14 protein-coding genes are annotated in these 15,736 nt (G+C 48.1%); all 14 read left to right on the plus strand.

Translation table 11 applies throughout. The features are described 5' to 3' along the window. Positions 1-85: 85 nt before the first annotated feature. The 14 genes from JZI27_RS09235 (at position 86) to JZI27_RS09300 (ending at position 15,619) form a co-directional block, all read left to right on the plus strand. A complete protein-coding gene (locus JZI27_RS09235) occupies positions 86-355 on the plus strand; it encodes a DUF3243 domain-containing protein (RefSeq protein ID WP_122907483.1) in 270 nt (89 codons plus the stop codon). 108 nt (positions 356-463) lie between these two features. After that, positions 464-1,243 (plus strand): YmfK family protein, encoded by a 780-nt coding sequence (locus tag JZI27_RS09240; protein WP_122907482.1) that lies wholly within the window; start codon positions 464-466, stop codon positions 1,241-1,243. Between the two features lie 12 nt (positions 1,244-1,255). After that, positions 1,256-2,146 (plus strand): helix-turn-helix domain-containing protein, encoded by an 891-nt coding sequence (locus tag JZI27_RS09245; RefSeq protein WP_122907481.1) that lies wholly within the window; start codon positions 1,256-1,258, stop codon positions 2,144-2,146. A 111-nt stretch (positions 2,147-2,257) separates the two neighbouring features. After that, the gene (gene rimO / locus JZI27_RS09250; protein WP_251243468.1) at positions 2,258-3,604 is read left to right on the plus strand and encodes a 30S ribosomal protein S12 methylthiotransferase RimO; all 1,347 of its coding nucleotides are present in this window, start codon (positions 2,258-2,260) and stop codon (positions 3,602-3,604) included. Then, the gene (gene pgsA / locus JZI27_RS09255; protein ID WP_122907479.1) at positions 3,605-4,180 is read left to right on the plus strand and encodes a CDP-diacylglycerol--glycerol-3-phosphate 3-phosphatidyltransferase; all 576 of its coding nucleotides are present in this window, start codon (positions 3,605-3,607) and stop codon (positions 4,178-4,180) included. A 244-nt stretch (positions 4,181-4,424) separates the two neighbouring features. Continuing rightward, entirely contained in the window at positions 4,425-5,666 is a 1,242-nt protein-coding gene (locus JZI27_RS09260; RefSeq protein WP_280207349.1) for a competence/damage-inducible protein A, read from the plus strand. Positions 5,667-5,673: 7 nt separating this feature from the next. After that, positions 5,674-7,263, plus strand: coding sequence for a DEAD/DEAH box helicase (locus tag JZI27_RS09265; protein WP_280207350.1), 1,590 nt, complete (start codon positions 5,674-5,676; stop codon positions 7,261-7,263). 159 nt (positions 7,264-7,422) lie between these two features. Beyond that, complete coding sequence (gene recA, locus JZI27_RS09270; RefSeq protein WP_122907476.1) at positions 7,423-8,481, plus strand: recombinase RecA; 1,059 nt, start codon at positions 7,423-7,425, stop codon at positions 8,479-8,481. 224 nt (positions 8,482-8,705) lie between these two features. After that, positions 8,706-9,347, plus strand: coding sequence for a RecX family transcriptional regulator (locus JZI27_RS09275; protein WP_280207351.1), 642 nt, complete (start codon positions 8,706-8,708; stop codon positions 9,345-9,347). Between the two features lie 288 nt (positions 9,348-9,635). Next, complete coding sequence (rny, locus tag JZI27_RS09280) at positions 9,636-11,177, plus strand: ribonuclease Y (RefSeq protein WP_122907474.1); 1,542 nt, start codon at positions 9,636-9,638, stop codon at positions 11,175-11,177. 104 nt (positions 11,178-11,281) lie between these two features. After that, positions 11,282-12,076 carry a TIGR00282 family metallophosphoesterase gene (locus tag JZI27_RS09285; RefSeq protein WP_122907473.1) on the plus strand — a complete coding sequence of 265 codons (795 nt, stop codon included), beginning with the start codon at positions 11,282-11,284 and terminating at the stop codon, positions 12,074-12,076. 117 nt (positions 12,077-12,193) lie between these two features. Beyond that, complete coding sequence (gene spoVS / locus JZI27_RS09290; RefSeq protein ID WP_003385776.1) at positions 12,194-12,454, plus strand: stage V sporulation protein SpoVS; 261 nt, start codon at positions 12,194-12,196, stop codon at positions 12,452-12,454. 548 nt (positions 12,455-13,002) lie between these two features. Beyond that, the gene (locus JZI27_RS09295; RefSeq protein ID WP_280207352.1) at positions 13,003-14,781 is read left to right on the plus strand and encodes a 2-oxoacid:acceptor oxidoreductase subunit alpha; all 1,779 of its coding nucleotides are present in this window, start codon (positions 13,003-13,005) and stop codon (positions 14,779-14,781) included. Next, complete coding sequence (locus JZI27_RS09300; RefSeq protein WP_122907471.1) at positions 14,753-15,619, plus strand: 2-oxoacid:ferredoxin oxidoreductase subunit beta; 867 nt, start codon at positions 14,753-14,755, stop codon at positions 15,617-15,619. The genes JZI27_RS09295 and JZI27_RS09300 overlap by 29 nt, the downstream gene beginning before the upstream one ends. The last annotated feature ends 117 nt before the right edge of the window (positions 15,620-15,736 follow it).

Genomic DNA, 15,736 nt, shown 5'->3' on the forward strand with positions numbered 1-15,736 from the left:
ATGCATAGTTCCGCTCTAAAGAAGGAATTCTACTTCTGTGTGGGTAAACATCTGCCCGCAACATACAGAGGGAGGGAATTTCCACATGTCGATTCTTGACAATTTTCGTGACTGGAAAGAGTTTCTCGGCGATCGAGTAGAGCAGGCGAAACAAGCAGGCATGGAGAGCGAAACCCTGCAAAATGTGGCTTATCAAATTGGTGGCTACTTATCAGAGCAAGTGGATCCGAAAAATGATCAAGAGCGCCTGTTGAAACAGCTGTGGGACGCGGGAGACAAAGAACAGCAACAAGCATTGGCTTCACTTATGGTGAAACTGGTGCAAAGTCCGGAAAATATCAGCCGTGGTAACTAACAGATAAAATCCCCGACATAGGGGATTTTTCTTTTCTTCGATTGTCGAAAGTTGGGAAAATGTTATACTACATAAGAAGGCAATTTTGGTGTCGGAGAGGATATGCAGATGGAAGCAAAAAAAGAGTGGTATTTGGAATATGAGATTTCGCGCAACCGTCCCGGATTGTTAGGGGACGTGTCTTCTATTTTAGGTATGCTGAACATTAATATTTTGACGATTAATGGTGTAGATACCATGCGCCGTGGAATGTTGCTTTTGACCGATGATGATGAAAAAATTGAGGTTCTGCGCAATGTTGTGCAGAAAATGGACAACATAACCATAACACGCTTGCGGCCGCCAACCATGCTGGATCGACTAGCTGTTCGGCATGGTCGCTACATCGAGCGTGATAGCGAAGACAAGAAAACCTTTCGCTTTGTGCGTGATGAATTGGGGCTATTGGTTGACTTTATGGCTGAAATCCTGAAAAAGGAAGGTCATCAACTAATTGGAATACGCGGCATGCCTCGCGTTGGCAAGACGGAATCCATGATTGCTGCCAGCGTCTCGGCCAATAAGCGCTGGACATTTATTTCGTCTACTCTCTTGCGCCAGACCGTTCGAAGCTCGTTAGCCATTGATGAGTTGTCTACGGATCATGTATATTTAATAGATGGGATTGTTTCCACACTGCGTTCGACCGAAAAACACTATTCCTTGCTTCGTGAGATCATGAATTTCCCTGCCGCGAAGATTATCGAACATCCGGATATTTTTGCAAGAGAGTCAGAATATGAAATGTCAGATTTTCATTACATCATTGAGTTGCGACATCATCCGGATGAGGAAATCACTTACGAGTTGATTAACAATCGCGGCTTCGATAATTTCGATATGAATTAAGGAGGGTAAGCTGTGTCTGAGCTAGGTCAAGTACTCCAAAGGGCCCGCGAAGAAAAAGGGATTTCACTCGACGACATCCAACGAATCACCAAGATACAACGACGCTATTTGGAAGCGATCGAAAGAGGCCACTTTCACGTACTACCTGGCCACTTTTATGCGCGTGCATTTATCAAAAGCTATGCGGAAGCCGTTGGACTCGACGCCAATCACCTTATGAATCATTTTCAATCGGATTTGCCTGCCCAGCCACCCGTTGAGCAGGCAGAACGCTTGAGAAGGCGCCGAGTATCGACGACCAACAGTCCCATCCAGGCCGGACGCTGGATTACCAAGGCACTTTTAGTGTTGTTCGTAGCTTTGATCATTGGGGTTTCGTATGTGGCTCTCGTCAACAACGACGGGAGTGTAACACTTCCCATTCCTGGGGAAAAGGTAACACCAGGTGCAGAAATCGTATCTCCCGGACAGGGTGGAGCCGCAACACCACCGATTGCTCAAACACCAGTGCCTCCAAACAACCAGACGCAGACTCCGGATCCTTCCACGACTGCACCTCCTGTCGTTGAAACACCGCCAGTGACCGTAACATTTGAGTCACAGCAAGGCTCCATGTATAACTACGCTTTGCAAGGCGGCGAAAAAATTACAGTGAAATTGAAAGTGAAGGAAGACAGAAGCTGGTATGGCGTTTCGGAAGGAAAAGGGAAAACCTATGTTGGAACTGGAGAATTGAAGAAAGACGAAGAAAAGACGATCGAGCTTGGAAAAACGGCTTATGTCCGTCTCGGTAAGCCTATGATGGTAGAGTTGACCGTGAATGGCGTAGTTGTAGACACCTCCCAAATGAAGTCTATGCCGTCAAATATTGTGATTGCAGTAAAAGAGGCGGCTGCACAGTAGGCAAGCGAATGCTTGCCTTTCATACTTTTGTCTCTTTTGACACTTCCTTTGGGCTTATATTATACTGGATAGGTGTAATCTGGGCTGGTGTGACCAATTGGAGGAAATGGAATGGCAGAGAAGGTAGGCTCGCGAGAAAAAGTTGCGATTGTAACATTGGGCTGTGAGAAAAATCTTGTCGATTCCGACATGATGGCCCATCTGATAGATGAAAAAGGCTATGAACTGGTCGCCAATCCCGAGGATGCGACTGTAGTCATCGTCAATACCTGTGGCTTCATCGACGCTGCAAAGGAAGAATCGGTCAACAAGATTCTCGACATGGCTGAGATGAAAGAAGCTGGAAAACTAAAATCACTTGTGGTGGCAGGCTGTCTCACACAACGTTACAAAGAGGATATCTTGAACGAGATTCCTGAGGTGGATGGCATTGTCGGAACAGGTGATTTTATGTCCATTACGGGGATCATCGAAGAGTCGCTGGACGGAAAGCGTCCGATCTACGTTGGTAATCCGATCTTTACCTATGAAGATGTGGTGAAGCGCAAGGTTAAGCAGGGGACGTATTCGGCTTACATCAAAATTGCCGAGGGATGCGATAATGCATGTACGTTCTGTAGTATCCCGCTCATGCGTGGAAACTTCCGTAGTCGTACGATTGAGTCCATTTTGGAAGAAGCACGTCATTTGGCAGCGCAAGGAATCGTGGAGGTCAGCCTGATCGCGCAAGACTCCACCAACTACGGGACGGACATCTATGAAGGCAAGCATATGCTGCCTGAGCTTTTGGACCGTTTGGCAGAAGTGGAAGGAATAGAGTGGATTCGTCTGCACTATGCGTATCCCGGATTCTTTACAGATGAGCTGATTCAAACATTCGCCAACAATCCAAAAGTGTGCAAATACGTAGATATGCCTTTGCAGCATTCTGAGGACCAAATCCTTAAAAGAATGCGCCGGCCTGGACGTCAGACGGATATTCGCGCACTGGTCGCGAGAATTCGTGCACAGGTCCCAGATGTGGCGTTGCGCACTTCTTTGATCGTTGGCTTTCCTGGAGAGACAGACGAGGACTTTGAGCGTCTGTGTGAGTTCGTAAAGGATATTGAGTTTGATCGTTTGGGTGTGTTCACCTATTCCAACGAAGATGATACACCGGCATCCAGGCTCCCCGATCATGTTGACGAGGAATTGAAGGAAAAGCGGGCGAATATTTTAATGGAGATCCAACGCGAGATCGCCAGCAAGCGAAATGGTCGGTTCGTCGGGCAGGTTCTGGACGTACTCATTGAACGCTATGAAGGACGCAATGACATTTATGTAGGTCGCACACAGTACGATGCTCCTGAAATTGATGGCGAAGTCTTTGTCTCTGGTTTCAAAGGAGAACTTGGCACCATCGCCAAGGTGAAAATCACGCACTCCTATGAATACGATCTTGCCGGGGAGGTAGTCTAGGTGAATCTTGCCAACCGCATCACCCTCACCAGGATCTTCCTGGTTCCGGTAGTTATGTTTTTTCTGCTGGTGCGTTACAACATTGGGACTTTTACTATCGGTACCCTAACGATGACGTATAACGAGCTGATTGCGGCTTTGGTGTTCATCCTGGCAGCCAGTACGGACGGACTCGACGGTTATATCGCCCGGAAAAATAAAATGGTCACCAACCTGGGGAAGTTTTTAGACCCGCTTGCGGATAAACTGCTTATCTCTGCGGCCTTAATATCCTTGGTTGAAATGCAGCGTCTCGAGGCATGGATCGCCATCATCATTATCAGCAGGGAGTTTGCCGTGACCGGATTGCGGTTGATTGCGGCGGCAGATGGAAAGGTAATTGCTGCCAGCGCATTGGGCAAACTAAAGACGTGGGTTCAGATCGTCGCGGTTACTGTCGTGATGATCCGCAACTTCCCATTTGAGTTTTTGGGCATTCCGTTTGATCAGGTAGCGATTTGGGCGATGGTCATCATCACCCTTTATTCCGGGTACGACTACTTTGCGAAGAATCGCAACGTTATCCAATACTCGTAAAGCGGGTATTGGACTCTTTTTTCACCGTGAAGAATTCATCGGGGAGGTGCTGGGGCTCATGGTTGCCCCAGCGCGTGCCTCTCGCATGACATCAGAAAAGCCTTTCCCATAAAGCGCGGTCACACCTCTATAGAACAAAACCTCTTTTAGGCTTTTTAATAAGAGACTCTTCTCCCAGAAGGTTGTCGGTGATAGACTGTCTTTTTAGAGGCTTTTCTACTCACAAAGAGAATGGATGAGGGACATGAGAGCGGAGATAATTGCTGTGGGAACCGAGCTCTTGCTTGGTCAGATTGCCAATACGAATGCACAGTACCTGTCGCAAAAGTTGGCGGAAGTCGGCATCGGCGTGTATTTTCACACAGTTGTGGGGGATAACACACAGAGATTGCTTCAGACTATCAGGCTGGCTGCAAGCAGATCCGATCTGGTCGTCTTTACGGGTGGATTAGGTCCAACTCAGGATGATTTGACCAAGGAAACGGTGGCAGAACACATTGGCGTTGGACTGGAAATCAACTCGCCAGCTATGGCGCATATCGAAGCATTTTTCGAACAGCGCAAGATGGTAATGACGGAAAATAACCGCAAGCAAGCCCTAGTCATAGAAGGTAGTCATGTGTTCACCAACGACTACGGGATGGCACCAGGGATGGGGATTGCGCACGAGGGCACGACATTTATCCTCTTGCCAGGGCCGCCAAGCGAGCTGTATCCAATGGTGGAAAGCTATGTCATGCCATATCTGATTCAGCTGTTGCCGGACAAACAGGTCTTTCATTCGCATGTGCTACGCTTTTATGGAATTGGTGAATCCGCTTTGGAAGCCCAGTTGCTGGATTTGATCGACAGCCAGGATAACCCGACGATCGCGCCATACGCCAAGGAGTTTGAAGTGACTTTACGCATCACGGCCAGAGCTGCTACTGTGGATGAAGCAGAAGCGTTGATTGCGCCGGTGGAGCAAGAAATTCACGATCGGCTAGGGCAGTATATATACGCGATCGGTGAATCGTCTTTGCATGAGGTTTTTGTCTCCGAGTTGAAGCGCAGGGGGGAAACGGTTGCTTGTGCAGAAAGCTGTACAGGTGGTTCTGTCGCCTCGTTGATCACCATGGTGCCCGGCAGTTCTGCCGTATACAATGGTGGTATTGTTTGCTACACCAACGAGGTCAAGCATCGTTTTCTGGATGTGCCGGAATCGGTGTTGCAAACAGATGGTGCGGTCAGTGAGACAACCGCTCGAATTCTAGCTGAAAGCATCAGAGAAAAATTAGGCTCAACCTACGGCATATCGGTTACTGGCGTAGCGGGCCCCGATCCATCTGAGGGGAAGCCTGTGGGTCTGGTTTATATCGGGATTGCCACAGAAGGCATGCCGACAGTAGTGAACGAATTGCGGCTGGCTGGAAAGAGACATGCCATTGTCAAGCGTGCCGCTAAATATGCGCTGTTTTATGCGCTGCAAATGCAAAAAGAAAGGTGACGTATTCATGACGATTTTTTCAGATTTTCCTTTACATAAATCTATCCTTCAAGCCATTCACGATATGGGCTTTGAGGAACCATCGCCGATTCAGGCAGCTTGTATTCCGAAAGTACTGGAGGGCGGCGACCTGATCGGTCAAGCTCAAACAGGTACAGGGAAGACGGCAGCTTTTGGTATTCCGCTTTTGGAAAAAGTAACACCTGCAAATCGCGTACAGGCGATCATTCTCACGCCTACCCGTGAACTGGCGATCCAGGTAGCTGGCGAGCTCTTGCGAATTGGAAAGTACAACAAAGTGCGGATCTTGCCTATCTATGGAGGTCAATCCATCGGCCATCAGATCCGTGCACTTCGTCAAGGTGTTCAGGTTGTGGTCGGTACGCCAGGTCGTGTACTGGATCATCTTCGCCGCAAAACGCTGAAGCTGGAAGGTGTACATACGCTTGTTTTGGACGAGGCAGACGAAATGCTCGACATGGGCTTCGTGGACGATATCGAAACGATCATTAACCACCTGCCTGAAGACCGCCAAACCTTGCTCTTCTCGGCAACCATGCCGCCAGAAATCAAGCGCTTGGCTACCCGTTACATGAAGTCTCCGCAAACGATTGCTGTCAGCCGCGAGGAAGTGACAGCTCCACTGATCGAGCAAGTGTATTACAAAGTGTTTGACCGCAATAAGCTGGAAAGCCTGTGCCGCATTCTGGACAGTGAAGATGTGGAATTGGGGATCATTTTCTGCCGTACCAAACGCGGTGTAGATGAACTGACTGAGATGCTGCAATCACGGGGTTACTTGGCTGATGGCTTGCATGGCGACCTGTCTCAAGCTCAGCGTGATAAGGTGATGAATTCCTTCCGTGAGGGTTCGATTGAGTTTTTGATTGCGACAGATGTGGCAGCCCGCGGTATTGACGTCGGCAATGTATCCCATGTCATCAACTACGATATCCCGCAGGATTCCGAGAGCTATGTACACCGGATTGGCCGTACGGGTCGTGCTGGACGCAAAGGGATTGCCATGACATTGGTGACTCCGCGCGAAGTCAGACAGATGATGTTCATTCAGAAGCAAACCAAAGCACAGGTGCTCTCCCGCAATGTACCATCGCTTGAGGAAGTAGCGGAGCGCAAGCAGGAACAGCTGCGTGAACAGCTGATCAGCCTGCTGGAGAGCGACGCCATTGCTGAGATGTATCAAAAGGTTACAGATTCTCTGGTGGAACAGTATCCGGCAGAAAAAATTGCTGCTGCAGCTCTGCACCTTGCTTTCCATAGTGAAGTGGCGGAAGCAAAAGAGCCTGAAGCATACAACTTCGGAGAGACTGGTGCTGCCAAAGGCATGGTCCGCTTCTTCCTGAACGTGGGACGCAATGCCAATATAAAGCCGCAGGACCTGGTTCGCGAGATTTCCGAGTCGGTGGGGATCCCTGGGAAATCGGTAGGTCGGATCGACATTTTCGAGAACTTTACTTTTGTTGAAGTTCCGGAGGATGTAGCAGCTTTTGTTTACGAATCGCTGCGTCAAACGCGAATCAACGGCAAGCGCATCAACCTCGAGCCTGCGAAGCCTCGCGGAGCAAAGCGTTCTTAATACACAAGACCGGAACAGCCATTCGCTCATGGACGATGCGGATGGCTGTTTTCTGTATGCGAATATTTGTTCGTAAAAAATACTTGGCAAACCGTTCTATCTCGATGTATGATGAGTACAAGAACAAATGAACCGAAAAGTTGAAAGGGTGTGTACCATTTGTCAGATCGTCGCGCAGCTTTGGAAAGTGCATTGCGTCAAATAGAAAAGCAGTTCGGAAAAGGTTCCATTATGAAGTTGGGGGAAGTAGCCAACATCCAGGTTTCCACCGTGTCCAGCGGTGCCTTGGCCCTTGATATTGCCCTTGGAGTGGGTGGATTCCCACGCGGACGAATTGTAGAAGTATACGGGCCAGAATCCTCTGGTAAAACGACCGTTGCTTTGCATGCGATCGCAGAAGTGCAAAGACAGGGTGGTCAAGCGGCCTTTATCGATGCGGAGCATGCGTTGGACCCTGTATATGCGGCCAAGCTTGGCGTCAATATCGAAGAGCTGCTGCTTTCCCAGCCGGACACAGGGGAACAAGCGTTGGAGATCGCGGAAGCGCTGGTTCGCTCCGGTGCCGTAGACATTATCGTAGTCGACTCCGTAGCAGCTTTGGTTCCGAAAGCGGAGATCGAGGGCGAGATGGGAGATTCCCACGTAGGTTTACAGGCGCGTCTGATGTCGCAAGCACTGCGTAAACTCTCTGGTGCGATCAACAAATCGAAAACGATTGCGATCTTCATTAACCAGTTGCGTGAAAAAGTTGGTGTCATGTTTGGGAACCCTGAAACGACACCAGGTGGGCGAGCACTTAAATTCTACGCCAGCGTGCGTCTTGATGTTCGCAAGGCTGAGTCGATCAAAGTGGGCAACGACATCTTGGGTAGCAAAACCAAGATCAAGGTTGTGAAAAATAAAGTAGCTCCTCCATTTAAAGTAGCAGAAGTCGACATCATGTATGGGGAAGGTATCTCCCGCGAAGGTAGCATTCTGGATATCGGTGCTGAGATCGACGTGGTGCAAAAGAGCGGTGCATGGTATTCCTTCAATGAAGAGCGCTTGGGTCAAGGACGTGAAAACTCCAAGATCTATCTGAAAGAGAATCCGCACATCGCAACCCAGATTGAGGTAAAAGTTCGCGAGTACTACAGTCTCAATCCGAGTTCGATTCCGGCTACTGAGCCTGTGCATGATCCAGAACAAGACGAAGAACCAGCCTTTGATCTGGACTAATGGAGCGCATATGAGGAAGCAGCCTGTCGGTGAGACAGGCTGTTTTACTTCTACTATCGGAGTTTAAGTGCGCAAAAGCGCAAAAGGATTAGCGGATGATAGTATACGTGCAACATAGTGAGACTTCGAACGGAGTGAGTTAGCCCCTTGGGTACAAAGGCTCCGCCAAAGGCTTGCCGCAGCCAAGTTTTCTAAAAAACGAGCTGCCAGAGGAGTGGAAAAGGATGACGAACGGAGTTATTACGGGGGTTCATCAGGATCAAAAACAGAAGCAACGTTATCATATCTATGTCGAGGACACTTTTGCTTTTTCGGTGCATGAAGACATCCTCGTCAAATACAACCTGTTCAAAGGAACCGAAGTGGACGAATCCTTTTATCAGGAAATCGTATTGGCAGAGGAAAAGCAGAAGGCGTATTTGGCTGCTCTTCGTTATCTCGGAATCCGCCCGCGGACGGGCAATCAGCTTCAATCCTATTTGCTAGAAAAGGGCTTTTCCTCGGAGATCGCAGAAGAAGTATGCCGACGCTGCAAGGAACAAAAATACTTGGACGATCAAGCATTTGCTAGACAGTGGGTTGATGAGCGATTGCGTTTGAAGCCAAGGAGCTCATACATGCTGCGTATGGAATTGCAGCAGCGCGGCGTGGAGAAAGCGATCGTGGAAGAGGCTGTGAGTGCAGTATCACGGGAAAATGAGCTTTCTGCAGCCCGTGCTCTCATCGAGAAAAAGGTGCGTCGCCTGCAAGGACCGCCAAATCCCGATGAAGAGAGAAGGCTCCTTTCCATGCTCATGCGGAAGGGTTTTTCTCATACGATCGTTCAGCAGATCAGGGGCGAATTGCGTCAGCGTACAGATGGATAAGCGTGACTCTATTTGCATCTTCTTGACAATTCTTGTTCACAAATAATAAAATAGGTTTGTATTTACTTGGTGTATCATAACTTTTTTGCTGATTTGCTCACTCGTTGCCTGTGGAACAACTGAAAACCCGTGCAATGATTGTGCGGCTTCAGCGGACCGAGTAACATCGGTCTTGTTTTTTAGTCGAACGTTCTATGAGAGCAAAGTCGACAAGCGGCACTCCATGAAAAACGAATGCTTGGAAAGCGGGGAGATGTCAAACAATAAGGAGGTGAAACGAAAGAGCCTATGGAAACCATTATTACTGTAGTCATTGCGCTTGTTACCTTGCTGATCGGCTTAGGTATTGGCTACTTCGTCCGCAAGTCGATTGCGGAAGCTAAAATCGGCAGTGCAGAAGTAGCTGCGCTCCAGATTGTAGAAGAAGCGAAACGGGACGCCGAAGCCGTGAAAAAGGAAAAGGTGCTGGAAGCCAAGGATGAAGTGTTCAAGCTTCGTTCCGAAGCAGAAACCGAGCTGCGCGAGCGTCGCAACGAGATCCAGCGTCAAGAACGCCGCATTCTTCAAAAAGAAGAGGCGTTGGACCGCAAGATGGAACAGCTGGAACGCAAGGAAGAAGAGTTGTCCGAGCGCGACCGCTCCATCGCGGAATTGCAAAGCAAGGTCGAGCAATTATATAAAGAGCAAGTATCTGAGTTGGAACGTATCTCCGGCATGACACAGGAAGAAGCAAAAACGATCATCCTGACAGATGTGGAGAATACAGTCCGCCATGAAATGGCCGTCATGATCAAAGAGATCGAGACACAGGCGAAGGAAGAAGCAGATAAGCGTGCACGTGAAATTATCACGACTTCCATCCAGCGTTGTGCAGCGGATCACGTAGCAGAGACAACTGTATCCGTTGTCACGTTGCCTAACGATGAGATGAAAGGACGAATTATCGGTCGCGAGGGTAGAAATATCCGCGCATTGGAGACCTTAACCGGAATTGATCTCATTATTGACGATACTCCAGAGGCAGTGATTCTTTCAGGGTTTGATCCGATTCGTCGAGAAATTGCCAAGACGGCTTTGGACAAGCTGGTTGCAGATGGACGTATCCACCCTGCTCGTATTGAGGAAATGGTGGAAAAAGCACGTCGCGAAGTCGATGAACGAATTCGTGAATACGGGGAGCAAGCAACCTTTGAAACCGGTGTTCATGGATTGCATCCTGATCTGATCAAGATTCTCGGACGTCTGCGCTATCGCACAAGCTATGGTCAAAACGTACTGAAGCACTCGATGGAAGTAGCTCACCTCACAGGTTTGATGGCTGCTGAATTGAAAGAAGATGTGAAACTGGCAAAACGCGCTGGTCTTCTTCACGATATTGGAAAAGCGATTGACCATGAAGTGGAAGGCTCCCACGTCGAGATCGGTGTGGAACTGGCCAAGAAGTACAATGAGCATCCTGTGGTGGTGAACAGTATTGCTTCCCATCACGGCGATACGGAACCAACTTCCGTTATTGCCATGCTTGTGGCTGCTGCCGACGCTTTGTCTGCTGCTCGTCCAGGTGCGCGTCGTGAGACATTGGAAACCTACATACGCCGTTTGGAGAAACTCGAAGAGATCTCCGAATCGTTCGATGGGGTTGAGAAGTCCTACGCAATTCAAGCTGGGCGCGAAATTCGCGTCATTGTACAACCTGACAAAATCGACGATGCAGAAGCAACCCGCTTAGCACGCGAGATTACCAAGCGAATAGAAAATGAACTCGACTACCCGGGACACATCAAGGTAACTGTGATCCGTGAAACGCGGTCCGTTGAGTATGCAAAGTAAAGTGGCTAATCAGCCACTTTACTTTTTTTCGTCGAAGGCACAGACCAGAGACATTTTTCTTCTGGAGTTGATGTAGTGTATACTAGCAACGAGGTGATGTTGGAATGAAGCTGTTGTTTATCGGTGACATAATGGGTTCTCCAGGCAGGGAAATGGTGAAAGCGTACCTGCCTATGCTAAAAAGAAAGTACCAACCTACATTCATTGTCGCGAATGGTGAGAATTCGGCACATGGAAGAGGCATTACAGAGAAAATCGCGAAAGAATTGTTTGAGAGCGGTGTGCATGCTATTACACTCGGGAATCACACCTGGGATCATAAAGATATCTATGACTTCATTGATGGAGAACCGCGGTTGATTCGTCCGGCGAACTTTCCAGAAGGGGCTCCGGGAAGCGGCATTACCTATGTCAAACAATCAGAAGGAGAGCTTGCGGTTATCAATTTGCAGGGGCGAACCTTTCTGCCTCCATTGGACTGCCCGTTCAAGCTTGCAGACAAACTGGTGGAACAGGCACGCAAGCGCACCAAATTGATCTTTGTTGACTTTCATGCGGAAGCGACTTCAGAGAAACAAGCTTTGGCGTGGTATCTGGATGGAAGAGTCAGTGCAGTCGTAGGAACACATACACATGTGCAGACGGCGGATGAACGAGTGCTGCCAAAAGGGACGGGTTTTTTATGTGATGTTGGGATGTGCGGCCCAAGCAATGGCATCTTGGGAATGGAGAAAGAGGCGGTCATTCGCAGATTCTTGACGCAGCTGCCGGAGCGATTCGAGGTAGCGCCAGATCCTGCGCAGTTGAATGCGGTCGTCATCACGTTGGACAAATCGACAGGAAGCGCAAAAAAACTGGAACGGATACGAATTGACGAGCACCATCCGTTTATGGAATAATAAAGAAAAGAATTGAATTTTTTGAATCTTTCTTTTGGAATAGCAGGAATTTTTAGGGGTTATGCGAATATCATTCTAATGATGACAGGATTCCTATCAGACGGGAGGTTCAAAAGGATGGAAGTATTAAAAGTTTCAGCAAAGTCTAACCCCAATTCCGTTGCTGGTGCCCTTGCTGGAGTGCTTCGCGAACGCGGGGCTGCTGAGATCCAAGCCATTGGTGCTGGGGCACTTAATCAAGCTGTGAAGGCCGTAGCGATCGCACGAGGGTTCGTAGCGCCGAGTGGAGTTGACCTCATATGTATTCCAGCCTTTACCGACATCGTGATTGATGGAGAAGAGCGTACTGCAATAAAACTCATCGTAGAGCCCAGATAATGAAATATGTCTGTTGTCCTGCCTGTTTGTTCGATGAATGAACAGGTTTTTTCGTTTGTCCGATAATGTAGCTGAGCCAAAGAATAGGCCAAGCATATCGGACAACAGGCTATGGACATAGGTCAGTGCATCAGACAAACGGTACGTCATTCACATATCCTGTATTGGAAGCGGGAACGTTTGATTTCAAGCTGTACAGGCGTATTAAAGTAAGTCATTGAGGCTATTCTGATTGTAGGTAGGACAACGTTTTTTCCTGTTTCCAAGCGTTTTTCAAAGGAAAAGGAAAAAGAAAAGAATGGATTCAAAATTGTACACGGAAATTGGTTGCGTGTTTTCGGAAACGTGCTACAATGATACATGAGGATATTAATGAACCAAAGTTCAACATTTAATTCAGGTCAAAAGTAAGTTGAGTAAAAGCACTTGCAATTTTACATGGACAGGACTACAATTGTTACTGTCTATGCACAATTTTGTCACATCTTATCGAATCAATCGATAGAAAAGCTGCTTTTTCTCACAGTCACTGAAAGGGTGGAATCTGAATGATTAGTCAACTTTCATGGAAAGTTGGAGGACAACAAGGGGAGGGTATCGAGAGTACTGGTGAGATCTTCTCGATGGCAATGAACCGGATGGGTTACCATCTGTACAGCTACCGCCACTTCTCTTCCCGAATCAAAGGTGGACACACAAACAACAAAATCCGTGTTAGCACAACACCTATGCGCGCGATTTCTGACGACCTCGACATTCTCGTCGCGTTCGACCAAGAAACCATCGATTTTAATGCGCATGAGCTTCGTGAAGGCGGTATCATTATCGCTGATGCGAAATTTAACCCTAAATTGCCAGACGGTTTGAAAGCGGTTCGATTCTTTACTGTGCCCCTGTCTGAAATCGCAGATGAGCTGGGTACTTCTCTGATGAAGAACATGGTTTCCATCGGTGCGTCCAGTGCTATTCTGGGTATTCCGGTTGAGAGCTTCCGTGTAATTGTAGAAGATATGTTCCTCCGCAAAGGTGAAAAAGTCGTTGAGAAGAACATGGACGCGATTCGCCGCGGATTTGAATTTGTTACAGAACTGACAGGTGGTCAACTGCCTGAATTCCAGTTGGAAAAAGCAAACCCTCAAAAACAGCTGTTCCTCATCGGAAACGATGCGATCGCGCTTGGTGCTGTAGCAGCAGGTTGCCGTTTCATGCCTGCTTACCCGATTACACCTGCTTCTGAGGTTATGGAATACCTGATCAAAAAGCTGCCTAAGTTGGGCGGTACTGTTATCCAAACAGAAGATGAGATCGCAGCGATCACGATGGCAATCGGTGCAAACTTTGCCGGTGCTCGTTCTTTGACAGCATCTGCTGGTCCTGGTCTGTCCTTGATGATGGAAGCAATCGGTCTGGCAGGTATTACTGAAACGCCAGTCGTTATCGTAGATACACAACGTGGTGGTCCTTCTACAGGAATGCCAACCAAAATTGAACAATCCGACGTGAATGCAATGATCTACGGTACTCACGGCGATGTTCCTAAAGTTGTTATCGCTCCAAGTACAGTAGAAGAGTGCTTCTATGATACTGTTGAAGCGTTCAACATTGCAGAAGAATACCAACTCCCTGTTATCCTGATGACTGACCTTACTCTGTCTTTGGGTAAACAAACTGTAACCCCATTTGAATATGACAAAGTAGAAATCCGTCGTGGAAAATTGCTTGCTGGACAAGAACTGCCAGAGAAAGAGCAAAACGACCTCTTCAAGCGTTATGAAGTAACCGAAGACGGCATTTCTCCACGTGTTATTCCTGGACAAAAATACGGTCTGCACCACGTAACAGGTGTTGAGCATGACCAAACTGGTCGTCCATCCGAGAACGCTGCTAACCGTGTTCAACAAATGGATAAACGTATGCGCAAGCTCGATGGCGTACTGAAAAATTTCAAAAACCCAGTAGTTGCAGATGCACCTCATGCTGATGCTGACGTTCTGATCGTGGGTATCAACTCCACAATCGGTACGATTCAAGAAGCGAAAGTGCGTTTGGAGCAAGAAGGCGTGAAAGTAAACCACGCTCAAATTCGCTTGCTGCATCCATTCCCTGCTGAAGAAGTGAAAGCATTGATGGATAAAGCAAAACAAGTGGTTGTGGTAGAGCACAACATCCAAGGTCAAGTAACAAACCTGATCAAACAAAACGCTGGTGGCGCAGACAAGATCAAGTCCGTTCTGAAATATGACGGTAACCCGTTCTTGCCTAAGGAAATCTATGCTGAAGTGAAGGGGTTGGTAAATCATGGCAACTATGAAAGAGTTTCGAAATAACGTTAAGCCAAACTGGTGCCCAGGTTGTGGTGACTTCTCCATTCAAGCTGCGATTCAACGTGCTGCTGCGAACGTAGGTTTGGAACCTGAAAATCTGGCACTTATCTCCGGTATCGGCTGTTCCGGTCGTATCTCCGGTTACATCAACTGCTACGGACTCCACGGCATCCACGGTCGTTCCTTGCCAATCGCACAAGGTGTGAAAATGGCAAACCGTGAACTGACAGTTATCGCTGCTGGTGGAGACGGGGATGGATTTGCGATCGGTATGGGTCACACTGTACACGCAATCCGCCGCAACATGAACATTACGTATATCGTTATGGATAACCAAATCTACGGTCTGACAAAAGGTCAAACCTCCCCGCGCTCCGCGACAGGTTTTGTGACCAAGTCTACACCGGCCGGTTCCATCGAGTCTTCCATCTCTCCTGTAGAGTTGGCGCTGTCTGTAGGAGCAACCTTCGTGGCACAATCCTTCTCCAGCGACCTGAAAGGCTTGACCGAGTTGATCGAAAAAGGTATCCAACACGAAGGTTTCTCCCTGATCAACGTATTCAGCCCTTGTGTAACCTATAACAAAGTAAATACCTACGACTGGTTCAAAGAAAACATCGTTCCAGTTGACACAATCGAAGGCTACGATCCACACGACCGTGTGAAAGCAATGTCTGCTTCGATGCAACACAAAGGCTTGATTACAGGTCTGATCTATCAAGACACCGAGAAAAAACCTTACGAAGCACTTGTTACAGGCTTCAAAGAAGAAGGTTTGGCAAATCAAGATATTCGCTTGTCTGAAGAAGATTTTGCGAAATTGGTTGCTGAATTCGCATAAGGTTTTGAGCAAGAAGGGGCGGTTCCATTACGGAATCTGCCCCTTTTTTGGTGCGCCACGCATGGCGATTAACTAGGTGGTGAAAGTCCACTGTGGGGGTTTGTAGTTACCAACCAC

Origin of the sequence: Brevibacillus sp. AY1 (assembly GCF_029870785.1) — a bacterium.
GTDB classification, from domain to species: domain Bacteria; phylum Bacillota; class Bacilli; order Brevibacillales; family Brevibacillaceae; genus Brevibacillus; species Brevibacillus invocatus.